The sequence below is a fragment of the Pseudomonas sp. NPDC087342 genome, assembly GCF_044744265.1.
Taxonomy (GTDB): Bacteria; Pseudomonadota; Gammaproteobacteria; order Pseudomonadales; family Pseudomonadaceae; genus Aquipseudomonas; species Aquipseudomonas nunensis.
Window position 1 is genome coordinate 116,710 of the sequence record NZ_JBIUXZ010000002.1, and the last position, 26,427, is coordinate 143,136.

Here is a 26,427-nt window from a genome sequence, read left to right on the forward strand (position 1 = left end):
CGGATGAACGAGATCCCTTGTAGCAGCTGTCGAGCCCCAGCGAGGCTGCGTTGGCCCCGACGGGAGCTGCGTTGACCCCGACGGAGCTGCGTTGGCCCCGACGGGGGCTGCGTTGACCCCGACGCAGTCTCGCTGGGGCTCGACAGCTGCTACAAGGGCGTGGGGTTATTCGTTGTCCATGCCTTTGCGCCGATAGGGGAACACGTCGATGACTTTGCCGGCGCGAATGGCTTCTTGCAGGCTCTTCCAGTAATCGGCGTTGTACAACTCGCCATGCAACTGATCGAACAACTTGCGTTGCCCGGAATCGGCAAACAAAAACGGCGGAAACTCCTCGGGAAACACATCCAGCGGCCCGATCGAGTACCACGGCTCGGACGCCATCTCATCCTCCGGCGTGCGCGGTTGCGGGATATGCCGGAAATTCGCCTCAGTCAAAAAGCAAATCTCGTCGTAGTCATAAAACACCACGCGCCCGTGCCGGGTGACGCCGAAGTTCTTCAGCAGCATGTCGCCGGGAAAGATGTTCGCCGCCGCCAGTTGTTTGATCGCCAGGCCGTAATCTTCCAGCGCCTCGCGCACCTGCGCCTCGTTGGCGTGTTCCAGGTACAGGTTCAGCGGGGTCATGCGCCGTTCGGTCCAGCAGTGGCGGATCAGCACCGTGTCGCCTTCGACTGACACCGTGGACGGCGCCACGTCGAGCAGTTCTTCCAGGCATGCCGGTTCGAACTTGCTCAGCGGGAAACGGAAGTCGGCGAATTCCTGGGTATCGGCCATGCGCCCGACGCGGTCGACGCTTTTCACCAAGCGATACTTCTCGATCACCGTGGCGCGGTCGACGTTTTTCGACGGCGAGAAACGGTCTTTGATGATTTTGAATACGGTGTTGAACCCCGGCAGGGTGAACACGCTCATGACCATGCCGCGCACACCGGGCGCCATGATGAACTGGTCGTCGGTGTTGGCCAGGTGGTTGATCAGCGCCCGGTAGAACTCGGACTTGCCGTGTTTATAGAAACCGATCGAGGTGTACAGCTCGGCGATGTGCTTGCCCGGCAGGATGCGCTTGAGGAAGCCGATAAACTCCGCCGGCACCGGCACATCCACCATGAAATACGAGCGTGTGAAGGAGAAGATGATCGAGACGTCCGCTTCATCGGTGATCAGCGCGTCAATCTGGATGCCACGCCCTTCGCGGTGCAGCAACGGAATTACCAGCGGCCATTGTTCGTCTTGGGTGTAAATCCGTCCGACCAGATACGCGCCTTTGTTGCGGTAGAGCACCGAAGAGAACAGTTCGACGGACAGCTCCGGGTCCTTGCAGACCCAGTCCGGCAGGTTCTCGCGCAGTTGCGCTTCGAGGCGGCGCAGGTCGCCGGACAGGTCGGCGTAATCCTCGCTGAAGCGGTAGTCGGCAAAGATGCTCGCCAACATTTCCGACAAATGCCCCTGGGGCTTGTAGGTGCGGGTTTGCGCGGCACGGGCTCGGCGCAGGCTCGGCCGGGTGGTGTGGATGAACATGCAGCCGTCGCTGATCAGGTCGTGGCTGAACAGCCCGCAGAAGATCGAGTTGTACCAGGTCTCGGACAGCTCATCGTCGAAACGCAGGTCGATCAACGTGATGTAGGCGCTCTTGACCAGCGGCCAGCAGGTCACATCCATCAGCGTATCGGTCTCGAAGGCGCCCCGCAGCCGCTCGACCGTTTCGCCGACTTTTTCTTCGTACAGATTGATCCGCGCTGCCGACGCCGATTGCGTCTCCTGCCACTGGGCCTGCTCGAAACGGGCCCGGGCACCGTCGGTGATCTGCCGGAAATGTTCGCGGTAGTCATCAAAGCCATCGAGGATCAATCGGGCGATATCGGCGGCGGGCCATTGCTGCGGCATGGTGAGACCTCTGCGAAAGTGCGGAAGCCTGAGCTTAGCCAGTGAACCGGGTGCAGGAGAAGCGTAATTTTTGCCATTGATGTCGAGAGTCGAGCGAACCTCATGCTGGATTTTTTTCAGGTTATTTAATCGACCGATTGGTCAATAAACACTCCACTCGGTCATACCGACCGCGCTTAATCGATTCCGCTGAACACCCCCAATCCTCTGCGTTACGCACGCAAACAGCCCTGCGAAATACCCTTCTGAATAGGCGTTTTGGCTTCTTCTGCCCTGCAGCGCCCGGAACAGAGCCTTCAAGATTGGTCTTACCAAAATGATGGCACTTTGATATATAGCCCGCCATCACCCGCCTAAAAACAAGATCCTCGGTCCACGAGGGCTACCTCCCAAAACGCCCAAGGAGCACATTCGATGTCTATCAGAAACATGCGTATAGGTTTGCGTGCCGGTCTGAGTTTTGCCGTTTTGGCCAGTCTGCTGGTAGTGGTTGGTCTGTTCGGTCTGGTGCAAATGGCGACCCTACGCCAAAGCGCCACGGTGATTGAAGAGTCGTGGATGCCGAGCATCGAAAGCATTCATGACAGCGCGGCGAACATTGCGACTATTCGCCTGGAATCCCTGCGTTTGATCGCCAACAGCCAACCGGCCGTGCGGGAAAAGAGCAAAGGCATCCTCATCGTCCAGCGTCAGGAGTTGCTCAAGCGCCTGAACGATCACAAGACATTGGTCTCCAGTGACCAGGAACGGGGCATGCTCGCCAGCCTGAACGCGGACGTGACCAAGTACATGGCGATTCTCGACCAGATCCTCGCCCTGATCGACGCCGGCCAGTCGGAGCAGGCCTACGCCCGCCTCAATACGGAACTGGCGCCTCAAGGCAGCGTGCTGGATAAATCCCTGGAAGCCATGATCAGTTTCAACCAGCAAGGTGCCGATGCGGCGTCCGACGACGCCGCGCGGATGTATCAGCGGGCGCAGTGGATTGTCGGCACGATTATCGTGATTGCGCTGATCGCCACCCTGCTGCTGGCGTGGCTGCTGACGCGCAGTATCACCACGCCGATCAATCAGGCCCTGAACGTGGCCCGGCGGATCGCTTCGGGTGACTTGAGCGGTAAAGTGCTGAGCGAGGGCGACGACGAAGCGGCACACCTGCTCGATGCCCTGGCCGACATGCAAAGCAATTTGCGCACGACCATTCGTGGCATCAGTGACTCGGCGCAGCAGCTCGCTTCCGCGGCCGAGGAAATGAGCTCGGTGATGGAAGAAAGCACCCGTGGCCTGCAACAGCAGAATGATCAGATCGAACAAGCCGCGACTGCCGTTACCGAGATGAGCACGGCGGTGGATGAAGTGGCCGCGAATGCGGTGTCCAGCGCCGAAGCGTCCCAGGCGTCGAACGAGGACAGCAAGCACGGGCATGTTCAGGTCAGCGAAACCATTACCTCGATTCAGGGGCTGGTGAGCGAAGTGCTCGGCGCCTCGCAACAGGCGGAAGGCCTGGCCACTCAGGCCCAGGACATCAGCAAGGTGCTGGAAGTGATTCGCGGGATCGCCGGGCAAACCAACCTGCTGGCGCTCAACGCCGCCATCGAAGCGGCCCGGGCCGGTGAGGCCGGGCGCGGGTTCGCCGTGGTGGCCGACGAGGTGCGTTCGCTGGCCCAGCGCACGCAGAATTCCACCGAAGAAATCGAGCTAATGATCAGCAATATCCAGCACGGCACCGGGGCCACGGTCAGCGCGTTGCAAAGCAGCGCCGAGCAAGCCAGCCAGACCTTGCGCCGGGCCAACAGCGCCGGGCATGCGCTGGAAAAAATCACTGCGTCGATCTCGCAGATCAACCAGCGCAACCTGGTGATCGCCAGTGCTGCCGAACAACAGGCATTGGTGGCGCGCGAGGTTGATCAGAACCTGGTGAACATCCGCGACCTCTCGACCCAGACCGCCGCTGGCGCCACCCAGACCTCCGCCGCCAGCCAGGAACTGTCGCGTTTGGCTGTGGACCTGAATGGGCTGGTGACGCGCTTCATTATTTAAATCTGGTGAAGGTGCTGGATGCAGCAAGATTTACTGTGGCGAGGGGGCTTGCCCCCGTTGGGTCGCGCAGCGGCCCTGAAATTTTGTGAGCGCTGCGCACTCAAGCGGGGGCAAGCCCCCTCGCCACAGGCAAGCCCCTCCCCACAAGTAAGCTCCCTCCCCCCAGGCAAGCTCGCGCGCCACAGAAATTTAATGCCCGATTTACGGTTGCGATCCTCAGGGCTCTCGGCAACACTTCCGTCCCCATAAAGGAAGGAGTGCACCGTGAGCCCTGTCGATATTTTCCGTTTACTGTCGCTGGCGGCGATCTGGGGCGCGAGTTTCCTGTTTATGCGCGTGATCGCCCCGGTGATCGGCACCATTCCCACGGCGTTTTTCCGGGTGTCGATTGCCGCTGTCGGCTTGCTGGTGATCCTCGGACTGATGCGCATCAGCTGGGATTTCAAAGGCAAACTCAAGACCGTGATGCTGCTCGGGGTGATCAACTCCGGGATCCCGGCGACCCTGTATTCCGTGGCCGCGCAAGTGCTGCCAGCGGGTTACTCGGCGATCTTCAACGCCACCACGCCGTTGATGGGCGTGCTGATCGGCGGGCTGTTCTTCCATGAAAAACTCACGGCCGCCAAACTCGGCGGGGTATTCCTCGGCCTGTTCGGCGTCGGCGTGCTGACCCGCGCAGGCCCGGTGGCGTTCGACATGCAATTGCTGATGGGCGCCCTCGCCTGCCTGCTCGCGACCACCTGCTACGGCTTCGCCGGATTCCTCGCCCGCCGCTGGCTGGATCATGCCGGTGGCCTCGACAGTCGGCTCTCGGCATTGGGCAGCATGCTCGGCGCGACCTTGTTCCTGTTGCCACTGTTCGGCTACAGCGTGATCAGCAATCCACCCGCAAGCTGGGGCGGCTGGAGCGTCTGGTTGTCGCTGCTGGGTCTGGGCCTGGTGTGCACCGCGTTTGCCTACATCGTTTACTTCCGCCTGCTCAGCTCGATCGGCCCGGTGAAGTCGATGACCGTGACCTTCATGATCCCGCCGTTCGGTGTGCTGTGGGGCGCGTTGCTGCTGGATGAGCCGTTGTCGATGGCGCACATCTATGGCGGGGTGTTGATTGCGGCGGCGCTGTGGCTGGTGTTGAAGCCGGCGGTGGTGAAACCGGTGGAAGTGGCTACGCGCTAGTGCTGCGGTGTGGCGGATGATGCCTTCGCGGGCAAGCCTCGCTCCTACGGGTTGATCATATTCCCCTGTAGGAGCGAGGCTTGCCCGCGAAGGCGATAGAACAGCCGCCGCGGACCTAAAAGCTAGTCCGCTTTACGAAAAACAAACACCAACCCGACGATGATCAGCAGCATCCCCAGCACGCTCAACAGCGCCAGCCGATTACCAAAAATCAGATAATCCATCACCGCCGTCACCGCTGGCACCAGGTAAAACAGACTGGTGACGTTCACCAGATTGCCCCGGGCGATCAGCCGATACAGCAGCAGCGTCGCCAACACCGACACCACCAATCCCATCCACAACACCGGCACGATAAAACCCGCGCTGTGTTCAAAATGAAACGGTTGGAACGGCACGAAGATCCCGCAGACCAGCAGCCCGGCCAGGTACTGCACCGGCAACGTGCCGAGGGGATTGTCGGTGATTTGCTTCTGCATGATCGAACCGAAGGTCATGCTCGCCAGCGCCAGCAGGCCAAACAGCATCCCGGCCAGCGACATCCCGGCCAGGCCGATGCCTTGGTAAACCACCATGATCAACCCGGCCAGCCCCAGCGCCAGGCCGAACAGACGGCTGAGCGAGCGCTGACGTTCCATGATCACCACGGTGAGGATCGGCTGCACGCCCATGATCGTCGCCATCACGCCGGGCGTGACCTTCAGGTCCAGGGCCAGCAGATAGAAAATCTGATAAGCCCCCAGCAACACCACGCCCGTGGCCATCGCATACAACATCGGCCGGCCGCCCTTGGGCAGTTTCAGCTTGAGCAACGGCACCAGCAGCACCAACCCGCACAGGGCGATGACAAAGCGAAACAGCAGAAAGGCAAAGGGTGACGCGTGGGCCAGGCCCCATTTGGAGAAAATCGCCCCGCTGCTCCACAGCAGGACGAACAGGCTCGTGGACGCCGCCGCGAGCGCGGATTTTTTCGAAAGGACAAACATGAAATACCACCTGTCATCAGGCAAAAAAGCCAACTCAGCCAAAGCTGAAGTTCAGTAGTTTTTTTCCGACGGGCATGGGGCTACAGCAGGAAAGCTGATCAGCCCGAAATGCCAACGCCTGGCGGTGATACGACTGCGCACACCGGCGTGCTACTGACAGGAGGGGGGTAATGACTGATCTGCGCAGGCTGCTGAATCCCGCACGGCACGACGCCAGCGTTGACCGCTGAATCGACTACCGCGTTGATGTGGGATGCAGGCATTGGCTGATCTTTTTTTGAGGGCCGTGCTGGGAAGCAGGCGAGCGCCGACTATAACCAGCGCCCGGAGTGGATTGCAATGTGCGCTATGTCACGCCGCGCACGAAACTTTCAAAGTAGACATGTCGCAAATTGTGATTAAATACCAAAATCCATCTGCGCTGGCGAGCAATGCAGCGAATATTCATGTAAGCAAACAAAAATCACATATTGCGACAAGGAAAGCGGCTCATGCTCAACCCGGACCTTCTTGGATTGGACGCACCGGTGGTGTGGGACACACAGCTGGCATTCATTCACCTTAACCAACTCGAACACGCGGATACCAAGCGTACAGCCGAACGTCGCCTGCACGAGCTCGACCTCCTTCCCCCCGAGCTGACCGCACCCGATCTGCGCGATGAGTCCGGCCGCCAGCCGACGCCTTCGGTTCTGGCGTCAGATATTGAAAAGGCGCGTACCAAGCGTAAATTGATACTGTTCGCTCAATTGCTGCGCTCCGCTGACGGCACCGATTTTTTACATGCCAACGATGCCCGTGGCGCTCGGTACTGGCTGCCGCTGAGCACCGACCTGGTAGATGAGCAGCAGCTCACCGCTGCGCTGCAACTCCTGCAAGCACACATCGCCAAACAAATCGTCATCTTCCCGAGCGGCCGCCTGGTTGCGATATGCCGTCACGTCAGCGCACCGGACGATGTCGAGTTGGGATTATTGAGCTACCCGGCTGCGCAGAATGAAAACCTTCGAACCGGGACTGTCGGTTCATTGCGGGTGCGCACACCCCACCTCAAGCGCCTTGAAGCTGAAAGCCTGCAGATCATCCGCGAGGCTGTCGCCGAAGCCGAAAACCCCGCCATGCTCTATTCCATGGGGAAAGACAGCGCGGTGATGCTGCACCTCGCCCGCAAGGCGTTTTTCCCATCGCCACCGCCCTTCCCTCTGCTGCACGTCGATACGCGCTGGAAATTTCAAGAGATGTACAGGTTTCGCGACATCGTGGCTCGGGAAAGCGGCATGGACCTGCTCGTGCACATCAATCCGGACGCCATCAGCAAAGACATCAATCCATTCGATCATGGCTCGGCGTTGCACACCGACATCACCAAGACCGAAGGGCTCAAGCAGGCGCTGGATCAGTACCAGTTCGACGTCGTATTTGGCGGCGCGCGCCGGGATGAAGAAAAATCCCGGGCCAAGGAGCGGATTTTTTCGTTTCGCAATCAAAGCCATCACTGGGACCCGAAACAGCAACGCCCCGAGTTATGGAACCTATACAACGCCCGCAAGCGCCAGGGCGAGAGCATCCGCGTGTTCCCGCTTTCCAACTGGACAGAACTCGATATCTGGCAATACATCTACCAGGAAAACATCCCGGTAGTGCCGCTGTACTTTGCCAAAGAGCGGCCCGTGGTCGTGCGCAACGGCATGACTCTTATGGTTGACGATGAGCGCATGCCCCTGTTGCCCGGCGAAAAGATTGAAGCCAGGCACATCCGTTTTCGCACACTGGGATGCTATCCCCTGACCGGGGCCGTGGAATCGACAGCCACTACCGTGTCCGACATTCTGCTGGAGCTGCTCGGTTCCGGCAGTTCCGAGCGCCAAGGGCGAGCCATCGACAGTGACATTTCAGCCAGCATGGAAAAGAAAAAGAAGGAGGGCTATTTCTGATGGCACCTAAAGCACACACACCCGCCACCGCCATGCCCTCGACCATTGAGGCTTACCTGGAACAACAACAAGGCCAGGACCTGCTGCGTTTTATCACCTGCGGCAGCGTCGACGATGGCAAAAGCACCCTGATCGGACGTTTGCTGTGGGACGCCCGGCAACTCACGGACGATCAACTAGCCACCCTGAAAAACGAATCAAAAAAATACGGCACCCAAGGGGCCGAGATCGACTTCGCCTTGCTGGTCGACGGCTTGTCGGCTGAGCGCGAACAGGGCATTACCATCGACGTGGCTTATCGTTATTTCGCCACGGCCAAACGCAACTTCATCGTTGCGGATACGCCGGGCCATGAGCAATACACGCGTAACATGGTGACCGGTGCTTCAACCGCGGATGCCGCCGTCATCCTGATCGATGCCAGGCAAGGTGTGCTGACACAGACCCGGCGGCACGCTTACCTCGCATCGCTGATGGGCATTCGCCAAGTTGTACTCGCCGTCAACAAAATGGATCTGGTGGGCTTTGACGCTGGCACCTTTCAACACACCGTCGAGGCGTTCCAGACATTTGCCCAAACACTGGGCTTTGAAAAAATCACCCCGATACCTGTCAGCGCACTCAAGGGCGACAACATCGCACAGCGCTCGGCTAATACACCGTGGTATTCGGGCCCGACGCTGATGGGCTGTCTGGAAACAATCGAAGTCAACGCGGCCGACTCCGAGCGCCTGGTATTTCCCGTGCAATGGGTCAATCGACCGGATGCTTCGTTCCGTGGGTTCAGCGGCTATGTCGCAGAAGGGAAAGTCAGTGTTGGCGACGAGGTGCGCGTTACTCTCTCCGGCCAGTGCGCGACGGTGACCGACATCGTCAGCATGGATGGCCCGATGCAGGAAGCGCTGTGCGGCGATGCGGTGACCTTGAAGCTCAGCCAGGAAATCGACGCCTCCCGGGGCGACATCCTTGCTCTGAGCCAACGCCCACTGGAGACCACCGACCAGTTCGAAGCAATACTCGTCTGGATGGATAACGAGGCAGGCCTGCACGGTCGCAACTACGACATCAAACTGGCCACGCAATGGGCATCGGCCTCGATCACCAACATCAAGTATCGCGTCGATATCAACACCCTCGCCCATGAAGCCAGCACCCAGTTGCTGCTCAACGACATCAGCATGTGCACGCTCGCGCTCAGCAAACCGCTGGTTTACGACAGCTACCAACAGTCCAGGACCCTCGGCAGCTTTATCCTCGTCGATCGCATCAGCAACGCGACGGTAGCGGCCGGCATGATCACCCACAGCTTGCGACGTGCACAAAACGTGCACACACAAGTGCTGTCGATCACCCGCCCAAACCGCGAAAAACTTAACGGCCACAAGGGCAAAGTCATCTGGTTTACTGGCCTCTCCGGCTCAGGCAAATCGACACTGGCCAACGCGCTGGAGGTTGAACTGCACGCTAAAGGCTTCCGAACCTACCTGCTCGACGGCGACAACGTCCGCCAGGGACTCAACAAAGACCTGGGCTTTACCGACGCTGACCGCGTGGAAAATATTCGACGCATCGCTGAAGTCGCAAAGCTGATGATGGATGCCGGGCTGATCGTCATGACCGCGTTTATTTCACCGTTTCGCCGGGAACGGAAAATGGCACGCGAGCTGATTGGGGAAGAGAACTTTGTCGAGGTGTTTGTCAGCACGCCGCTGGAGGTGTGCGAGCAGCGGGATGTGAAGGGGCTGTACAAGAAGGCGAGATTAGGACATTTGCCCAATCTGTCAGGTGTCGGTAGCCCTTACGAAGCTCCGGACGCCGCAGAATTCGAAATCAACGCAGGGCAAACTGATCTCAATACTGCGATTGCTCAATTAATGCGGAGCATCCAACAATAATCTGCACCTGACCACTACCCGGTCGTGACCTCGTACCTATCGCAGGGTGGGTATGATAAACTTTTGCAAAATTATAACCAGGCCAGTATCACACATGCCCCCCTTATATATAGCCCATACACCTGAGCTTCTAGCATTACTTTCTTTTATATTTGTATGCGCCATTGCGCCCATGTTTTTCATACAAAAAGCCATTCCAACCCTGGTACCACAACACCATCCCCAGACACGCTGGATGGATGGTTTACGCGGGATTGCAGCCGTATTAGTTTCGTTGAACCATGCGCCTCTTGTTTTAATAAACCTGGCAATAGTACCTAAAGTTTTTTACTTCGACTTGGTTGATAGTTCGATACTAAAGTTCTTTGGCGCAGTGGGCGTACAGATCTTTTTTTGCATAACCGGGCTTCTCTTTGCTGGAAAAATACTTTCCGCCAAACCGATCGACTGGACTGACTTTTACGCAAAACGAGTTCGTCGTATTGTGCCAGCGTTTTTTACCGCCGCCCTCTTGGCTATTTTAATTGCTTCGTGGTTCTCTTGGCCGATTGTCCAAAGAACTGAAGACATCATTCCGTCTCTGCCGTCAATTTTCGGTTTTGGCCTGCTACCCATGCCAACAATCAATGGCTTTAACTTTGGCAGACTCCTGGGTGTCGCCTGGACGCTAGCCATTGAGTGGAAGTTTTATTTCGTATTGCCTATTGTCTATATCGCCGTGCAGAGAAACCGAAAACTAACCTTCGCGGCTATCATTCTGTTCGCAGTTATCGACCTGTTTCTCAATGGTCTGAGCGCTTGGGCTTTCTTTATTCCAGGTGCTCTCTGCTCTCTCATCAGCACACGGAAATTCAGCGACAATATTCGCAGGGTGTCGACGTTGGCCGTGGTGGTGATAGTGACTTTCATGTTCTATCGCGCCGGAGCAAAAGGCGACTATGGCCTGGAGCAATGGCTGACCATCTCAGCTCTCTTTGCAGCCCTCACTGTTTCACGTCCGGGCCTACTCGCAGTACACGCTTTCGTAGCCTTGGGAACGGTGAGCTATAGCTTCTACTTACTGCACGTAATGACTATTTTTGCGATCTTTGCACTCGTCGACCAATATGTAATCGGTGTTGGAGAACTCAGCATGATGCAGTTTGCGCTCCTCTCTGGTGCAGCGCTGGCTTTTGCTTCGATGATTTCGACGGTCTCATATATTTTTGTTGAAAGACGCTTCATGCATAAAGCGGCATCTGCCAAGCCGAACGTCTCGGTGTCCAGCCCCCTGCAGTCGGCTGTTTGATTCAGTTTTAAAATATCGCTGTACCTGAACAGTTGGAATAGCTGACTTATAAAAAAACACCTCGAATCAGTCGAGGTGTTTTTTTTTGCTAACGGGTTAGCCTTTAGCAGAATACAGATTCAGCTTTACCGGGCTGGAGCATACGTATTTCTTTGTACCTTCCTGCTGGATAATCTTCACCGTGTAAGTACCGGAAGGCACGGCGCTGACATCGACTTTCCCGACAAAGCCGGACATTTCCAGTTCAGGTTTGGAAAACGCCTTAGCGACGTCAGGTCTCGACGAACGGCTGAGCGGCGCGGTAGCAACAGCATCACCTTTCGAAGAGACGATTTGAATCGATACGTCTTTTGGTATAGCGCCAGAGGAAACGTTATAAGCCCAACCCCAGGTTTCCAGCGGCGCACTGGTCGGAATTTTTGCCTGAACGACTGGACTGTCGAAAGAGCAATAATCATTTGCAGCAACGTAGGTAAATTTGTCCCCATCGCAACCGGCCAGCAAACCCAGTACAGCCACAACAGGAACATATAGATAACGCATAAAATCTCCTTTACATTTTTCCATTTGCAAAACTGCTTAAGTCCTGAAAAGCCTTTTGAGGACGTTTCTCCAAACAATTGTTTTCTTGCCAATTATCGCGACAATTTTCGGGCGTAGTATATCGATATTGCCCGTTTGCGCTTGAAACCAGCGCCCATCAATTCCGTACTCTTCTTCAAGGACTTGGCGGTGCTTGGCACTGCCAAGCAGCCGACTGAGCTGAAGAATGCCAATCATTCTGTAAGCCTTGCCGAGCGCCTTGCTCGGCACAAAAAACAGCAGCGCCTTTTCAATATCCAAGTGGATGTCGCTTGGTATTTCAGGATATCTCAACCACTGAGCGAATCCATCCTTTAGCTGCTGCTGATTGACGTACTGAAAGAACGTATCGGCGATCAGGTAGTGTTCGTTCATGGTGCGCACAGCATTGGAAACCGTGTGACTGCTGGCACTCGCCCCCGGTAATACCCGGAAGCTTATCAGTTCCCGCTCGGAGACATGAATCGGATACCTTTTCACTAACCTGATCCACATTTCGAAATCCGGCAGCTGCCGAAGGCTGTTGCTATAGGCTCCCAGCTCCTCGTAGCATTTACGCCGGATCAACACTGTCGGATGGCAGAGGCAATTTCCGTTGAAAAAAAAGTGTCGCAGCCATTCTCCCTGGGTACGATTTTCCTGATCGAACACACGGCCGAACGACAGACGCTTCTTATTGATGCCCTCACCGCGGTTGTCCACAAATCGAGCCCGACCAAAACTGGCGGCCACCCCCGGATTCTCGCGCAGAATATTCAATTGGAACGACAGCTTGTCTTCATCGTCCCAGCAGTCATCCGAATTGATAAGCGCGATGAACTCGCCTTGGGCACGCTCAATCAATTCATTAGTGACAATGCATGCACCGCGATTGATACGATGGGGAAAAAAGCTAATTCTGGGATCATTGATCGACTCCACGACAGAGCTGGTAGCGTCGGTTGATCCATCATCCGCGATCAGAAACTCGAAATGAACATCGCTTTGCTTCAATACGCTGGCGATAGCTTGAGCCACATAACTGGCATGGTTGTAAGTTGCCATCACCACGCTGATAACAGGTGGCTTCATGGCCTTCGCATCCGGCGGGCAATCCTGGACAACACCCTCATCATCACCGGTGGCATCAGAGCACGAATGATCATCGTCACTACCGGAGGCAAGCAATCACTGACCCGCGACAGACTTGATAAAGCCAATCGCCCACCGCCTGCCGCGAAGCGCTCCCCTTGCGCCAGAATAATCGACTTGCGCAGAGCAGCTTCCAGCCGGGAAAACTCGGCCTGGAACTGTTGCAGGGTAATGCGATCGTAAGTGGGGATCAGGCTTAATTGCAGCTGGAGCTTTTCAAGCTGCTGGTAGTTCGACCAAGCCCCCGAAGAGTGAACGCGATAGACCGACATCGGCTCCTCGATAAAGCCAATCATGCTGGTTCTGGCCACACAAATATTCACGATCCAGTCATAGGACCGAACATCGAACAACTCTGCCGGTAAACTCTCCAGGGCCGCCCTCCTGTACATACAGGTAGAGAAATTGCCCACGAGGTTATCTGCAATAAGGTCACGAGCGGTCAAGAGTCGGTACCCCGTTCCGATCGTCGTACGTTCGGTGAACATGGCACTTTCTTCATAGAAAACGAGGTAATTTACGGAGCAGAGATCACACTCCCAGTGCTCGCTCAGAAAACTGGCCTGTCGCGACAGCTTCTTCGGGCTTATCCAATAATCATCGCCCTCCAAAACCGCAACATAAGGCCCCGTGCAAGCGGCAAAACCTCGTTGATAGTTCTTGGTGATGCCGTGATTCGTAACACTCGATAGATAACTGAAAACGAAACGTGTATCTCTTCCTTCGTAAGCACGGATCAGTTCCAGTGTGCCGTCTGTCGAAGCATCATCGGCGATGACCAGCTCAATAAGACCGGGATAGTCTTGATTAAAAATCGACTCCAGCGCTCGTGTGATATACGCTTCGTGATTATAAGTAACCAACAAGATCGACATGCCGAAGCCTGGATTGATATCAGACATCACTTCACCATCGGTCTGGCGGGATTACCCACTACGATGGTATTGGGCGCAACGTCCTTGGTAACCACCGCCCCCATTCCTACAACCGCCCCCGCTCCGATCATCAATGGTTTCCCGTACTGACCCTGCTTGATTAACGCGCCAGCGCCTATGTAAGCGTGATCGCCAATGGTTACATTACCATTGCATTTGACCCCGGGTGCAAAGGTTACGTAGTCACCAATCACACAATCATGTGAGATGTTGCATTGGCAATTAGCCTGAAAGAAACGGCCGATCCTGACATTGGAAGTGATGATCGTTTGCTCGGAAATCATGCAAGCGTCACCAATCTCGTTGTTATCCAACAAGATGACGCTATTTGCGATCAACGCGAAAGGCTCGATTTCCTGCGCGAGGCACACCTCTGCAATTCTTTGGCGAACGCTTGAATTACCGATCGCTATATTGAATCGCTTGGTGCCTTCCAGATCAAAAAATGCCTTGAGGCTTATCGCTCGATAGCCATTGATCTCAGTCTCTTGTTCCAGGTTCTCCACCACGAACAACAATTCGCAGTCCAGACCCGCGTTCTTTCCTTCGATCATCTTGCGCAGCATCGGCATGACCTCTCTGCCGTGGCCTCCAGCACCAATCAGACCAAAAAAGGTTTTCATAATACTCTCTGATTAATTATCAGCATTTGGGGTACGAGGGTCGACACAGTACACAGACGGAGCCGCTCACAAGATACTCTTTACCGCCCGCTTTATCCGACCGCGAGACCGGTGGGGCGAATCAAATCCGCCGGATAATTTGCCGCAAGCGGCGGACAACGCGCTTGAGTAAACGGACAAAACGGCAATCTGGCGCCGAAGGTATCTGGCTTGAATGATCCGGAGTCACAGAAGACCCTGAGGTGTTGTGAGCCGCTATCAGATAGTGGCCGAACCCTGTTTGCCCCGTCAGCCTGTAGAAATCGAACACGCTGAATATGTACTCGTCACGGAGCACCCGTTCGAACTCCGGATCAGAAAAATGCTTGATAAATGCCGAGAGGGCCGCGGACCTGCCAGACGCCTGAACAAAGGCGCTGTCGAGCAACAGGAACATCTTTTCACACTTAATACGAGTGGCTGTGGCGGGAACACCCTTGACCCTGAACTCCGAAGCGAATCCTTCAATAAAGGTCTCGTCGGATACATCGTCAAAGTACGATCCAAATATCTCTACCAGTTCAGTCAGGTTTCGAGCCGAGTTTTCTGGCGAAACAGCACTGGTGTTGTTCCCGTCCCGAAGATGCCCGACAAGGTTCTCCTGAATGATATGGATGGGAAACTTTTTCACCAGTCGGATCCACATGTCGAAATCCGGTAGCTGCTTAAGCGCCGGATTATAGAAACCCAGTTCGTCGTAGATTTCTTTGCGCGCCAATATGCTCGGGTGACACAAGCAATTGCCCTTGAAGAAGAAATACTTGAGCCATTCACCCTGGCTGCGGTTAGGCTGCCTGAACACGTCACTCCAGATGGACTCGGCGTCGGAAATTTCCTTGCCGTTCGCATCGACCATGTCGGCCCAGGTGAAGCAGGCGCCCAACTCTGGCCGCGCCTCTAAAACCCCCACCTGTTGGGTTAGCTTTGACGGATACCAGACATCATCCGAATTCAAAAGCGCAATATATTTCCCACGCGCCTGTTGAATAAGAAATACCAGGTTCCCGACGGGCCCCAGGTTTCTCTCTTGCTTAAAAGAACGTATGCGCGGGTCATTGAAGCTGGAAATAACATCCCAACTATTATCCGGCGACTTGTCATCCGAAATAAGCAGCTCAAAGTCAACGAAGTCCTGCGCCAGAACGCTATCTATCGCTTTGCTGATGTACTTGGCGTGGTTGTAGGACGGCACGACAACGCTGACTAACTTCCTCTCAGCCATATTGATCGAGACGCCAAAATCATCGGGAAACATAGTTTGACTTCCAAGTACGGTAGATTTTTTTCAATAGTGTTGGGGAAATTTTCCTCAATACCTTCCATGCAACTGAAGTCTGCTCAACCGGCGTTTCAGCAATAACTTCAGCAATTTCAACCGTTGCAGGCAGCGATGTTTCAGCCTTAAGGGGAAAGGTACCTGTAGCGGATGAGGAAACATCCAGGTTCGCGATGACGTTGAGCAACAACTTAATTCGAGGGTTGATTTGGGCATCGGCGCTGTACAGCTCACGGAGCCGGCGGAGCGTTTGCTCGCCCAACGACTTCAACTCACCAGGGGCTTCATAATAGTGCTCAATCTTGCCGACAATATCCGACAGATCATACTTAAGCAGTACGATATCTTCGCCATCAGTAAAACGCCCATTGGCCGAACCGAATTCGTCAATTACAAAAAGGGCTGTACCCCGCAAGCCGGCCGCTGTGCAACCAAACGTCGGGAAGCCTTCGAACAGCCCTTCGCCGGACTTGCCACAGATGTTCGGAGCCAGGATAAAGTCCATATTATCAAAAAAGTCATCAAATTCTTCGGACTTAATAGAACCATAGAATTTGACGCGATCACTGAATGAGCTGACGTCTAAAGCACTTTGATCAAACGGCCCCACCACGTGAAAATAAATATCATCATGTCGCTGGCGCAGTAGGCTGGCAACGTTAACAAAAACGTCATATCCGGCGTTCATGGCAGAGTACTTATCTGCCATGAAACAAATGTCTAGACGTTTTTTACCAAAGCCCCATCTGCTTTTTTCAGTGACGGGCTCCCCAGAAATTTTCGGCGTCACGGCACCAAAAATCATTTCAATTTTTTCCGACGGACACAACTGCTGACTAGTAATGTAGTTGTAGATCAACGGCTGGGTAACTATAACTTTCTGGAAGCAAGGCGAATTAAAAATACGCTTCAGCTTTGCATCGCACTCTGGATTATTCAGAACAAACCCAGCTCCCGGGTAGAGCGTAAATACAAACGGCACTCCAAACGCCTCGGCTTGCGAAAGCAAAGCATATGCGTTGGAAAGAAAATTGGCGTACAGCAATTTTCCCAGGCCTAGGGGAAACTGATCATTGCAGACTGTTAAACGATTACCCAGCGCAGGATAATTACGTTGATAAGCCCGTACTGAGTTCTTTGTCGAAGCGTTTTCTAGAGTATGTAACGCTGCGCTGCTAGTTAGAACCAGGGACCGCTTGAATTCGCCCAAGTACGAGGTGAACTCCAGATGATTGGCGTCGCTCGAAGGAAACACATCATCCACAACTATCAAATCGAACTTTTCAAAGCTATCGGAATGAACAGCATTCAGCCAAGAATACAGTCTCCAGCGATACTTCTGAAAACCTTCATCGTAGCTAAAGTCAACGAATGCATTATAAAGATCAATAAGCCCGAGCAGTGCAGTGGCTTTATCCAGCCCCTTGCGAGCGCTCCACTCGCCGCCTTCATGCTGACGATAAACCGAAAGTGGTTTATTTAAATGCGCGACGCTGCCGAATTGTGCGCAATAGATATTAAAGAACCAATCCACCGTGTAGATGCTGAATATTTCCTGGGGAATGACGTCAAGCAACGCGCCACGGTAGAAACAAGCGGTAAAGTTACCAATAACATTATCTTCAGCTAGCTGGTTACCTTCGATGGTCTCAGTGACCAGGCTGGCATGCTTTACCAGCTCACGTGATGAGCCCTCAGCATCACAGAGCTCGATAGAGTTGAAGGACATGGAGGATTGCGGGTGGCCAGCAAGAAAATCAATGTGCTCCTGAATGCGGAAGTCCGAACTCCAGAAATCATCCCCTTCGCAGAAGGTCAGGTAATCACTTCCCTTCGCCAGACGCAATGCTGTCGCCAAGTTAGCGACGACCCCTGCGTTTGTCTGGTTCGCATGGAACTCGACTTCGATACGATCGCTTTGACAACCTTCAATGACTGACCTTACAACCTGTGCAGTGCCATCGGGTGAAGTATCATCAATGATGATGATTCGCATCCGGAACTGCCCTTGCTGACGCAACACTGATTGCAAACAATCAGTAATATACGTTTCGTGCTTATACGTGAGGACAACAATTGTAACCAACGGAAGCTCGATATTCGCTGCACGAAAATCCTGGCACTTTTTGTTGAAAAACAATTTCCTGCGGAATAGGTCAATCTGGTAGCAGGTACTACGAATGGATCGCTCGCCATGGGTTCGGGCAAATACCGACAATGTCGAAGTATTGAGTACCGGTTCAAACTCCCCTCCCGGAAACAACTCCGGAACGAGCGCCGCACCACGGGTTTCAATACAAATCAATCCCTTGCGTGAAAGCAGGCCATAGAGCTTCGTAATAGACGACGTACTGTCGCCAAGGGCGGCCTCGTCCAAGAAAAGGAGGTCTATTTTGCTGTCATGAAGAGTGTACTGTTCCAATAGAAACGATGCCGAAGCACTCGCTTCCGAACCCTTCAGTATAAGAGGTTGTTTTAGACCAAACTCACGCATAAGAAAGCTGAGAATAGCAAGATTCTCTTTTTCTTCGAAACCCCCACTTTCAAAGAGTTCTATGTTCCCTACACGACCACTCAAAGCCCCGCTTTCCACAACCGACTCCCTACTCATTGAAGACCACCCCAAACTTCCCTATTAAAAAACCTATCCAACCGTCAGTTCTTGCCTGATAAAGCGACAAATCATATCCACCTCTTCCATTGAGAGCGTGTGATAGAGAGGCAGGCAAAGAATGCGCCGGGAAACATCCTCGGCAATAGGTGCACTTTGGCCTTCTACATACGGAAGGTTAGTCAGTGATGGATAGAAATAACGACGCGGGAATATATTATGTAGATTGAGCTTGTCCACAAGGTTCAGCAAAACAGTTTCGCTCTCTAGAATGACCGGAAAATAAGCATAGTTATATTCGGTTTTCGGCAAAATCTGCTGAAACTTGATTGGCAACGCTTCGAAGTTGATCAGATAACGCTCTGACAGTTTTCGGCGGACTGACAAAATGTCAGGAACGTGCTTTAGATTGCACAACCCCATTGCTGCATGAAACTCGGAGTTTTTTCCATTAATCCCTACGTCACCAAAATCGGTAGCCGAGGAATGACCGAAGTTTCTCATCATCGCCACGCGCTTCGAAAGCTCAGCGTCCTGGCACACCACGGCTCCTCCTTCGACGGTGTGAAAAAGCTTGGTCGCATGAAAGCTGCAGGTCGAGGCATCGCCGTAAGACAGTAGGGACTTGCCCTTGTACTCTGTGCCGAAGGCGTGCGCTGCATCGTAGATGACTTTCAGATTATGCTTCTGGGCAATCACACTGATAGCTTCCACGTCGCACGGATTACCAAATACGTGAGTCGCGAGAATAGCCGTCGTTTTCTCGGTGATTGCCTTTTCGATTTTGGCTGGGTCTATATTCAGCGAGTCCGGGCAGATATCTACCATCACTGGCTTACAGCGCTCCCAGACGATGCTTGAAGTCGTGGCAACATAGCTAAACGGTGTGGTGATAATCTCACCTTCCAGATCAAGCGCTCGAATGGCGATTTGAATGGCGATCGTTCCATTGGTCAGGAACAACAGATTATCGACCTCGAGGTGCTCTTTGAGTTTTATTTCCAACTCATTTAAAAGAGGACCGTTATTTGTTAACCACTCTCGCGACCAGATGCCTTCCAGATAGTTCTGAAAATCGGAGTACGGCGGCATAAATGGTTTAGTGACTGTAATATTCATAATTACTCAAACTACAATTTATAAAATCTCATTTACCGAGATATTCTTTTAGGATCCCATACCAAGAGCGCTTGTATTCATCAAGGTGCTCTTCCAACCGTTCAATCAATGCCTTCTGATCTGCAACATCCTGGTCAAGTTGGGAGTTTTTACTCGCGCTCTTAATATTTTCCGCCGAAAGAATTTCGATTTTTTCCGCTTGGGTGTTGACCTCTGACTTCAAGGCATCGATGGTCGTTGTTAACTGACTGATCAAAACTCCGCGCGCTGTCCAATCCTTCTCTAAAACTTCGGTTTGTTGCGTTTGTATCGCGAGTGCTTGCTCAAGCGTGCGTATATGCTCGGCTCGAGACTCACTCTCGAGGTTCAACGTATCGATGGTGTGACCGAGTTGCTCGAGTAATTCCCCTCGCGCTTGCCAGTCTTTTCCAACCATACCTGCCTGCTCGGCTTGTTCGGCAAGTGCTTTCTCAAGCGTATGAATATGCTCGACCCGCAACTCACCTTCCTGTGTCAATGCACCGATAGTTTTGCCGAACTGGTCGAGTAATTCCCCTCGCGCTTGCCAGTCTTTCCCAACCATGCCTGCCTGCTCGGCTTGTTCGGCCATTGCTTGCTCAAGCGTATGTATATGCTCTGCCCGCGTTTCGCTTTCATGTGTCAGCGCAACGATGGTCTCGCCGAGTTGATCGAGCAGATCCCCTCGTGCTTTCCATTCTTTTCCGACAACATCGGCTTGCTCGATTTGTTCGGCAAGTGCTTTCTCAAGCGTATGTATATGCTCGACCCGCAACTCACCTTCCTGTGTCAATGCACCGATAGTTTTGCCGAATTGATCGAGTAATTCCCCTCGCGCTTGCCACTCTTTCTCCACAGCACCGGTTTGCTCGGCCTGTCTGGCAAGTACTTGCTCAACCGCTTGTATTTGCTCGGCACGCTTATCGCTCTCTTGCGTCACCGCCTTGATCGTATTGCCAAGTTGATCAAGCAGATTCCCTCGTGCCGTCCAATCCGCCTTTAAATCCTCTGTTTGCTGCGTCTGGATGGCGAGAGCCTGCTCAAGCGCGTGTATGTGCCCGGCTCGCATCTCGCTCTCGTGCCTAAGGGTTTCAATGACACTGGTGAGTTGAATAATTAACTGACCTCGCGCTTCCCACTCACTCTCGACGTCCCCTGCTTGCCCGTTCGTGCTCACAAGTGCTTGCTCAAGCGTGTGTATATGCTCGGCACGCATCTCGCTTTCTTGCACTAACTTTGCAATCGTTCTGCCAAGTTCGTCGATCAACTCTCCACGGGCCAGCCATTCTTCCTGGACAGCATCCACATGCTCGATTTCTTTAGCCAGAGCCTGTTCAAGCGTAAGGATCTGCTCAACATAGGCAAGATTGTCCAGTTCCAGCGCATTGAAGTTATAGCCCGGCAGGTATTTAGGCGTTTGCGCTTCATCCGATACCGACTCACGAACCTCGTAGCCATAGTGGGACAACCAACAGGCAATTTCATCGGGCAAGACGTCATCGAAGCGGTTGTCAGCCCTGCGCCAGGCCTCAACGTTTTCCGAAAAAACTGCCTTATCCTTGCGCTCACGCCAAGCGGAATAAGCCTTTGAAGAAACCAGACTCATATCGAACTTACAGAACTTGTCATAATCGATGAATGTCTTTGGATCAAGCATCACCGGGTCGAAATCAATACCGAGAAAACCGCATACTCTTCTTAATTCGAACTCTGTATTAGCCACCAGATTTTCGTATCTGACTTCAAGGTAAGAATCCGAATCAAGAAAATACCCTGCATCAACGGCAATTTTCTTAATTTCGCGCTGCCATCTCGCCAAGTTCAAGCGCGCAGATCTGTGCCACCATGTTGTCCTGGCAAAAGACAAGGCGACATCGCGTCCGTCACGCACGACGTGAATAAACTTAGCCTGTGGGAACAACTGCGTAACAAGATCAAGGCGCTGCCCATACCACGGAGTTTGTTCAATTAACCAACTCTTTCCATGCTTCATGGCGATGGCGGAGTACAGTGACTGCACGAACTCACCCAACGATCTCTTTGGTGTATCGGGCCGACGGCAGAATTCGTAATAATCAAAGAAGGCGTCGAGGTTATGGGGGCAACCTCGCTCAATAACCGAAGCCAAGCGATCCCCGGTCAGCGCCTGCTGATCAGAAAGAAAAAACTCTTCGAATAACCTATTACCGTTTCCGGAGTATTCAAACAACAGCTGAATTTCCGGTGGCACGCATAATTCGGCATGGCTATTCAGCATCTGCCCAAGCCAGGTGGTACCACAACGTCCGGTACCAATGATGAATGCATTATTCATAGGGACATCCAGGAAGCATTCCAGGGATATTCTTTGCCGATGAGTGCAAAAAGTTTTTTATTAGGTTCACGATAGAGATCGTACAGCTTCAAAAATACATCGGCATGCGCGTCTAGCACCACGCCGTCATAATCTCCCTTATTGCTTGTTTTCTCAATTTGAGTACTATCAAACGAAGATTCAACGCCAAGAAATTCGCAGACTCGCGCTATGTTAACTATCGCATTCCGGGCGAAATCATCTTGTTCCAGAAACAAGAAATCCTGAAGATTAAAAAATTCCAGGTAACGCATGATCTGCTCATAATAAAAGCCGCGCCGAACAAAGCTAGGTTCTTCGACAACATCACTTTCCCGACGCCGAAGCAGGTCATCATTGACACATTGCTCGAAGGTTGGATAATTCGCAGAAAACAATAGCTCCCGCAGCCTTTCCTTCGCCCCTACATTCATATCTTTTATAAAGGTTTCGTAGATATTCTGCGCAACAAGCTGATTACTATTAAAAACCCTGAACATATTCCACGCAGAGAAACACCGCTTTACCGGATCTCTGAGCATGACAATAAACTTCATCGACCCAAAACTTTTAAATATCCGCCCGGGCGCTTCACACGAATAGATATAAGAAGGCGTCGCTTCAAATCTAAGTGATGTTTTGTCTGCACCAAAGAATCCAGAATAATGAGCCATGCCTTTCTGGTAATTATGATCATTATCAAAAAAATGAAGCTCTTTGTGCGACGAACCCGAAAAACCATCCAAATTATTCAGTACGTCGAACAACGTTGTCGTCGCTGACTTTTGAACGCCCAGGATCAAAAATTCAGGGCGATTCTGTGTTGATAAATAATTCAGATCAGGCACGTCATGCATCTCACACCTCGAACTCATGTAGCTTCAACTCGGAAAAAACATGAACTTTCGACCAAACTCTAGACTTACTCCAACGCCCCACCCTGAACACCAGAGCATCACTTACCAAATCCACAAATTCAGCAGATTCATTCTCAATGATCGCAGATGAAATATTAATCCGCAGGGAATACACGCCTTCCTGCAGAGGCAACCTAAGCGAGTATTCAGCCAGGTACTTAGCCCCGACTCTCGTTGAAAGATACGGTTGATCGACATGTGGGAAGCCGCAACCAACGATATTGTTCTTTTTATCATCAAACACGCTAAAGTTAACTGAAACTTTTTTCTCAGCGTACGCCTCAAAATACACTTTAACTTTAACATCCTGATCAAAGTCAACGAACGTTATGTCCTCTCCGTGAGCATTCAGCAGCTCCACAGCGACAACCTTTACTTCACCGCTTCCATAACGAAACTGCGCAACCCTGTTTTCAAACTCGTCTGATCGCTTAAAACCAAGTTCCTCAGGGCGGTTTGATGGTGCTACGGGAGCGACAGGGGCAGCTGGCTTTTCGTCAAAAGCAGCAGACACCCGGGCAAACTTTCTATGTTCGTCGTTCATTTCCTCGCGCATTGTACGGATATAGCGCTCCGCCACGCTGGCTGCCGGACCTACCTCAACTACTTGGCCGCGTTCAAGGTATACGCCGCGTGAGCACAAACTTTTGACCGAGCCAACATCATGACTGACGAATAATATGGTTGCGCCATTGTCCTGAATGCGCGTAAGCGCTGTCATGCACTTGGCTTGAAAGTTCATATCTCCGACAGCGAGCGCCTCATCAACAATCATGATTTCCGGCCGGGACATAATATTCGACGCAAATGCCAAGCGAACAAACATGCCACTCGAGTAAGTTTTAACAGGCTGCTCCATAAAGTCGCCAATATCGGCGAACGAAGCAATTTCTTCGAAGCGCGAATCGACTTGATCTCGAGTCAACCCCAAAATCGCCCCGTTCATGTAGACGTTTTCGCGCCCGGTAAACTCCGGGTTAAAACCCGCACCCAACTCAAGTAGCGCTGCAATTCGGCCGTGTGTCTCTATGTTGCCACTGCTGGGATTGAGCGTGCCGCAAATCATCTGCAGCAAAGTCGATTTGCCACTTCCATTACGGCCAATGATCCCGACGGTCTCGCCTTTCTTGATTTCAAAGGAAACGTCGCGCAGCGCCCAAAACTCTTTGAAATATTGGCGCCGGCCGCGCATCAACATCTGTTTCAGCCGGTCGTGCGGCTTATCGTAGATTTGATAACACTTATTTAAGTTTTCGACTTTGATAGCAAGATCAGAGGACATCTGCAAACCCCTTACGTGTCTTTTGAAACCATGCAAAGCCAAGCCACGCAAACAACGTCGAGCCTAGAAGATAACCAGACAAGACTTCCATGTCGGGTAACCGCCCCCAGTACAAAATGTCTCTGACACCTTCAACAACAGGCGTCAGAGGATTAAATAAAAGCAGATGACTGTATTCCGGAGGCAATGAGCTTGCCGGATAGAAAATGGGCGACAAGAACATTAAAACGGTTGTCAGAATTCCGATGAACTGGCTGACATCTCGTAAATAGACACCCAATGAGGCCAATCCCCATGACAACCCCAAAATTAGAAACACCAAAGGCAATACAACGATCGGCAGTAAAAGCGCGGTCACGTGGGGAAGGCCAAACAGGCACAGGTAAGCCGCAAACCAGACAGCCAGGCTTACCAGCGCATGGAACATTGCAGAGCCGAGACTTACCCACGGAAGTATTTCCAGTGGAAATACAACTTTTTTAACGTAGTTGGCGTTTGCTAATATCAAGCCCGGCGAACGATTTACACACTCTGCAAACAAGTTGAACACCATCAAGCCGGCAAACAGCACCAGTGCAAACTCGGTTTTGGAGTCGCTTCCGCCACTCCAACGCGCCTTGAAAACCACGCTAAAGACAAAAGTGTAGACAGCCAGCATAAGAACCGGGGTAAAGAAAGACCAAAAAATACCAAGTATCGAACCTTTATAGCGTCCGATAACTTCGCGCTTGATCATTGCCTTAATCAGGCTGCGATTAATCCAAAGACTGCTAATCAGCTCTTTAGGGGAAATAGAGTGAACCTGCATCAGGCAGAAACCTTTGGCTCAAACAGCGCGATGTTGGACATGGCTAATGGTGTCGTTTTCATCAGAAAATCGTCTCGTGAAGGATATGTTTGAGAGAGTGGCCGTGATCATTTTTGGAGAGTGGTACTGCAAGTCTCTCCAATCGGTCGGCGGCTATCCATGTGCGACTGACACAACCACGACGAGAGTCAGTAGGAGGCAGGCAGGCAGGCGGGATTGACCAGACGCACAAAAACGACATAAGCAACAGGGATAGAGAAGGATGATGATCGCAATACAGTGCTACAGACGAGCCCGCAGACTACGCTGTCATGCATGGGCGGAATAGTACTACAAAGAAGGAGGAAAGTTCCTACACCGCAAAAAAAAAGACCGTCTAAATACGGTCTTTTTTTCACATTTTGTTGGAGGAAGGCGCAATCAGCCGAACAACCAATACCCCAACAACGTCAACACAACCACCGCCAACACCGGCCGCAGCACGCGATACGCCTTGGGATGCCGACGCTTCCACCGTTTCACCACGCCGCTGAACTTGTCGCTGGAATTCTTGCTCCAGGCGTAGGCCTGGTTGATGCCGCCAACGCGCTCATCGTCGAGGTTTTGCGGGGCGGTGGCGCGACCGAGCAGACCACTGACCCAGCGGTTGATGCGGGTCATGATGCGGTTGCTCAGCGGTCGTTCGATGTCGCAGAACAGGATGACCCGGGTTTTCTCGGTTTCATTCTTGACCCAGTGCACGTAGGTCTCGTCGAACATCACGTCTTCGCCGTCACGCCAGGCGTAGACCTGACCGTCGACAAAAATGCGGCAATCGTCGGAGTTGGGTGTCGATAGCCCGAGGTGATAACGCAGGGAACCGGCGAACGGGTCGCGGTGCGGGTTGAGATGGCTGCCGCCCGGCAACAAGGCAAACATGGCGCCTTTGACGTTGGGGATGCTGCTGACCAGCGCCACGGTTTTCGGGCACAAGGCTTCAGCCGATGGCAAGGGTTTGTCGTACCACTTGAGGTAGAAACGCTTCCAGCCCTTCTTGAAGAACGAGCCAAAACCGGCGTCGTTGTTCTTTTCGGCGGCGCGAATATAGCCTTCGTCGAACAGGTGCATGGCTTCGTCGCGGATGACTTCCCAGTTGTCCCGAAGCACGTCCAGTTCCGGGAACTTGCTGCGGTCCAGGTACGGTTTGGACGGAACGCCGGAGAACAGGTACATCAACGCGTTATAGGGCGCGAACAGCGCTGAATGGTTGACGAACTGCCGCAGGACCGGCAGGCGTGCCTTGCCGCGCAAATGCACATAGAGCGTACTGCCGAGGAATAACAGCAACACCGACGCTTTCGCGGCCAGGGAAAAGGTCATCAACGACTCCTTGAGAATAAGCAACTTTGCACCGCGCCATTTACCCGACGTGGCAGCCGGCCATGATAACCACTACCGGCCCGGGGAAAAACCCACATAACTGAAGATTCAGTGTTAAGGATTGCGCAACAAAGCACTTATTAACATAAGGTTCCTGAACGAATGCTGACCCGCGTCAGCCTTCATCTCTGT

General features: G+C 53.0%; 19 protein-coding genes. 5 read left to right on the forward strand and 14 right to left on the reverse strand.

The genetic code is table 11. From position 1 onward, the window contains the following. Positions 1-165: 165 nt before the first annotated feature. Positions 166-1,887: a bifunctional isocitrate dehydrogenase kinase/phosphatase gene (aceK, locus tag ACIOYV_RS08425; RefSeq protein WP_265043964.1), complete on the reverse strand. Its 1,722-nt coding sequence runs from the start codon at positions 1,885-1,887 to the stop codon at positions 166-168. A gap of 429 nt (positions 1,888-2,316) precedes the next feature. Between aceK and ACIOYV_RS08430 the strand changes: the two genes are divergently transcribed. Both ACIOYV_RS08430 and ACIOYV_RS08435 read left to right on the forward strand, forming a co-directional pair. Beyond that, positions 2,317-3,927 carry a methyl-accepting chemotaxis protein gene (locus tag ACIOYV_RS08430; RefSeq protein WP_401323441.1) on the forward strand — a complete coding sequence of 537 codons (1,611 nt, stop codon included), beginning with the start codon at positions 2,317-2,319 and terminating at the stop codon, positions 3,925-3,927. Between the two features lie 264 nt (positions 3,928-4,191). Further along, the gene (locus ACIOYV_RS08435) at positions 4,192-5,100 is read left to right on the forward strand and encodes a DMT family transporter (RefSeq protein WP_290027339.1); all 909 of its coding nucleotides are present in this window, start codon (positions 4,192-4,194) and stop codon (positions 5,098-5,100) included. A gap of 122 nt (positions 5,101-5,222) precedes the next feature. Here the strand turns inward: ACIOYV_RS08435 and ACIOYV_RS08440 are convergent, their stop codons facing one another. Beyond that, positions 5,223-6,086, reverse strand: coding sequence for a DMT family transporter (locus ACIOYV_RS08440; protein WP_401322791.1), 864 nt, complete (start codon positions 6,084-6,086; stop codon positions 5,223-5,225). Between the two features lie 491 nt (positions 6,087-6,577). On the opposite strand from ACIOYV_RS08440, the gene cysD reads away from it, so the two are divergent. The 3 genes from cysD (at position 6,578) to ACIOYV_RS08455 (ending at position 11,203) form a co-directional block, all read left to right on the forward strand. Next, positions 6,578-8,020, forward strand: a complete 1,443-nt coding sequence (gene cysD / locus ACIOYV_RS08445; RefSeq protein WP_401322793.1) for a sulfate adenylyltransferase subunit CysD — start codon at positions 6,578-6,580, stop codon at positions 8,018-8,020. Beyond that, complete coding sequence (gene cysN, locus ACIOYV_RS08450; protein ID WP_401322795.1) at positions 8,020-9,915, forward strand: sulfate adenylyltransferase subunit CysN; 1,896 nt, start codon at positions 8,020-8,022, stop codon at positions 9,913-9,915. Before cysD ends, cysN begins: the two co-directional genes overlap by 1 nt. A gap of 235 nt (positions 9,916-10,150) precedes the next feature. Beyond that, positions 10,151-11,203: an acyltransferase family protein gene (locus tag ACIOYV_RS08455; protein ID WP_401322798.1), complete on the forward strand. Its 1,053-nt coding sequence runs from the start codon at positions 10,151-10,153 to the stop codon at positions 11,201-11,203. A 96-nt stretch (positions 11,204-11,299) separates the two neighbouring features. Here the strand turns inward: ACIOYV_RS08455 and ACIOYV_RS08460 are convergent, their stop codons facing one another. The 12 genes from ACIOYV_RS08460 to ACIOYV_RS08515 form a co-directional block, all read right to left on the reverse strand. Then, a complete protein-coding gene (locus tag ACIOYV_RS08460) occupies positions 11,300-11,746 on the reverse strand; it encodes a hypothetical protein (RefSeq protein WP_401322800.1) in 447 nt (148 codons plus the stop codon). A gap of 36 nt (positions 11,747-11,782) precedes the next feature. Continuing rightward, on the reverse strand, positions 11,783-12,856 hold the full coding sequence (locus ACIOYV_RS08465; protein WP_401322803.1) for a glycosyltransferase: 1,074 nt from the start codon (positions 12,854-12,856) through the stop codon (positions 11,783-11,785). After that, positions 12,853-13,818: a glycosyltransferase gene (locus tag ACIOYV_RS08470; RefSeq protein WP_401322805.1), complete on the reverse strand. Its 966-nt coding sequence runs from the start codon at positions 13,816-13,818 to the stop codon at positions 12,853-12,855. Before ACIOYV_RS08470 ends, ACIOYV_RS08465 begins: the two co-directional genes overlap by 4 nt. Then, positions 13,818-14,474: an acetyltransferase gene (locus ACIOYV_RS08475; RefSeq protein WP_401322808.1), complete on the reverse strand. Its 657-nt coding sequence runs from the start codon at positions 14,472-14,474 to the stop codon at positions 13,818-13,820. The genes ACIOYV_RS08470 and ACIOYV_RS08475 overlap by 1 nt, the downstream gene beginning before the upstream one ends. Positions 14,475-14,595: 121 nt before the next feature. Beyond that, positions 14,596-15,768 (reverse strand): glycosyltransferase, encoded by a 1,173-nt coding sequence (locus ACIOYV_RS08480; protein ID WP_401322811.1) that lies wholly within the window; start codon positions 15,766-15,768, stop codon positions 14,596-14,598. After that, a complete protein-coding gene (locus ACIOYV_RS08485; RefSeq protein ID WP_401322814.1) occupies positions 15,755-18,382 on the reverse strand; it encodes a glycosyltransferase in 2,628 nt (875 codons plus the stop codon). The genes ACIOYV_RS08480 and ACIOYV_RS08485 overlap by 14 nt, the downstream gene beginning before the upstream one ends. Positions 18,383-18,433: 51 nt before the next feature. Next, on the reverse strand, positions 18,434-19,519 hold the full coding sequence (locus tag ACIOYV_RS08490) for a DegT/DnrJ/EryC1/StrS family aminotransferase (RefSeq protein WP_401322817.1): 1,086 nt from the start codon (positions 19,517-19,519) through the stop codon (positions 18,434-18,436). Positions 19,520-19,547: 28 nt separating this feature from the next. Next, on the reverse strand, positions 19,548-21,851 hold the full coding sequence (locus ACIOYV_RS08495; RefSeq protein ID WP_401322820.1) for a sulfotransferase: 2,304 nt from the start codon (positions 21,849-21,851) through the stop codon (positions 19,548-19,550). After that, positions 21,848-22,717: a sulfotransferase domain-containing protein gene (locus tag ACIOYV_RS08500; RefSeq protein ID WP_401322823.1), complete on the reverse strand. Its 870-nt coding sequence runs from the start codon at positions 22,715-22,717 to the stop codon at positions 21,848-21,850. The genes ACIOYV_RS08495 and ACIOYV_RS08500 overlap by 4 nt, the downstream gene beginning before the upstream one ends. 10 nt (positions 22,718-22,727) lie before the next feature. Further along, complete coding sequence (locus ACIOYV_RS08505; RefSeq protein WP_401322825.1) at positions 22,728-24,068, reverse strand: ABC transporter ATP-binding protein; 1,341 nt, start codon at positions 24,066-24,068, stop codon at positions 22,728-22,730. Then, the gene (locus tag ACIOYV_RS08510; protein ID WP_401322828.1) at positions 24,058-24,876 is read right to left on the reverse strand and encodes an ABC transporter permease; all 819 of its coding nucleotides are present in this window, start codon (positions 24,874-24,876) and stop codon (positions 24,058-24,060) included. The genes ACIOYV_RS08505 and ACIOYV_RS08510 overlap by 11 nt, the downstream gene beginning before the upstream one ends. A 420-nt stretch (positions 24,877-25,296) precedes the next feature. Next, positions 25,297-26,235, reverse strand: coding sequence for an aspartyl/asparaginyl beta-hydroxylase domain-containing protein (locus ACIOYV_RS08515; protein WP_401322831.1), 939 nt, complete (start codon positions 26,233-26,235; stop codon positions 25,297-25,299). Positions 26,236-26,427 lie beyond the last annotated feature (192 nt).

What these genes read in the sequence shown, in the direction of transcription:
- ACIOYV_RS08515 (WP_401322831.1), bottom strand. Translation starts at nt 26,235, where the DNA reads ATGACCTTTTCCCTGGCCGCGAAAGCGTCGGTGTTGCTGTTATTCCTC.
- ACIOYV_RS08460 (WP_401322800.1), bottom strand. Translation starts at nt 11,746, where the DNA reads ATGCGTTATCTATATGTTCCTGTTGTGGCTGTACTGGGTTTGCTGGCC.
- ACIOYV_RS08475 (WP_401322808.1), bottom strand. Translation starts at nt 14,474, where the DNA reads ATGAAAACCTTTTTTGGTCTGATTGGTGCTGGAGGCCACGGCAGAGAG.
- ACIOYV_RS08470 (WP_401322805.1), bottom strand. Translation starts at nt 13,818, where the DNA reads ATGTCTGATATCAATCCAGGCTTCGGCATGTCGATCTTGTTGGTTACT.
- cysD (WP_401322793.1), top strand. Translation starts at nt 6,578, where the DNA reads ATGCTCAACCCGGACCTTCTTGGATTGGACGCACCGGTGGTGTGGGAC.
- ACIOYV_RS08490 (WP_401322817.1), bottom strand. Translation starts at nt 19,519, where the DNA reads ATGAATATTACAGTCACTAAACCATTTATGCCGCCGTACTCCGATTTT.
- ACIOYV_RS08455 (WP_401322798.1), top strand. Translation starts at nt 10,151, where the DNA reads ATGGATGGTTTACGCGGGATTGCAGCCGTATTAGTTTCGTTGAACCAT.
- ACIOYV_RS08505 (WP_401322825.1), bottom strand. Translation starts at nt 24,068, where the DNA reads ATGTCCTCTGATCTTGCTATCAAAGTCGAAAACTTAAATAAGTGTTAT.
- ACIOYV_RS08440 (WP_401322791.1), bottom strand. Translation starts at nt 6,086, where the DNA reads ATGTTTGTCCTTTCGAAAAAATCCGCGCTCGCGGCGGCGTCCACGAGC.
- ACIOYV_RS08495 (WP_401322820.1), bottom strand. Translation starts at nt 21,851, where the DNA reads ATGAATAATGCATTCATCATTGGTACCGGACGTTGTGGTACCACCTGG.
- ACIOYV_RS08510 (WP_401322828.1), bottom strand. Translation starts at nt 24,876, where the DNA reads ATGCAGGTTCACTCTATTTCCCCTAAAGAGCTGATTAGCAGTCTTTGG.
- aceK (WP_265043964.1), bottom strand. Translation starts at nt 1,887, where the DNA reads ATGCCGCAGCAATGGCCCGCCGCCGATATCGCCCGATTGATCCTCGAT.
- ACIOYV_RS08480 (WP_401322811.1), bottom strand. Translation starts at nt 15,768, where the DNA reads ATGTTTCCCGATGATTTTGGCGTCTCGATCAATATGGCTGAGAGGAAG.
- ACIOYV_RS08465 (WP_401322803.1), bottom strand. Translation starts at nt 12,856, where the DNA reads ATGAAGCCACCTGTTATCAGCGTGGTGATGGCAACTTACAACCATGCC.
- ACIOYV_RS08430 (WP_401323441.1), top strand. Translation starts at nt 2,317, where the DNA reads ATGCGTATAGGTTTGCGTGCCGGTCTGAGTTTTGCCGTTTTGGCCAGT.
- cysN (WP_401322795.1), top strand. Translation starts at nt 8,020, where the DNA reads ATGGCACCTAAAGCACACACACCCGCCACCGCCATGCCCTCGACCATT.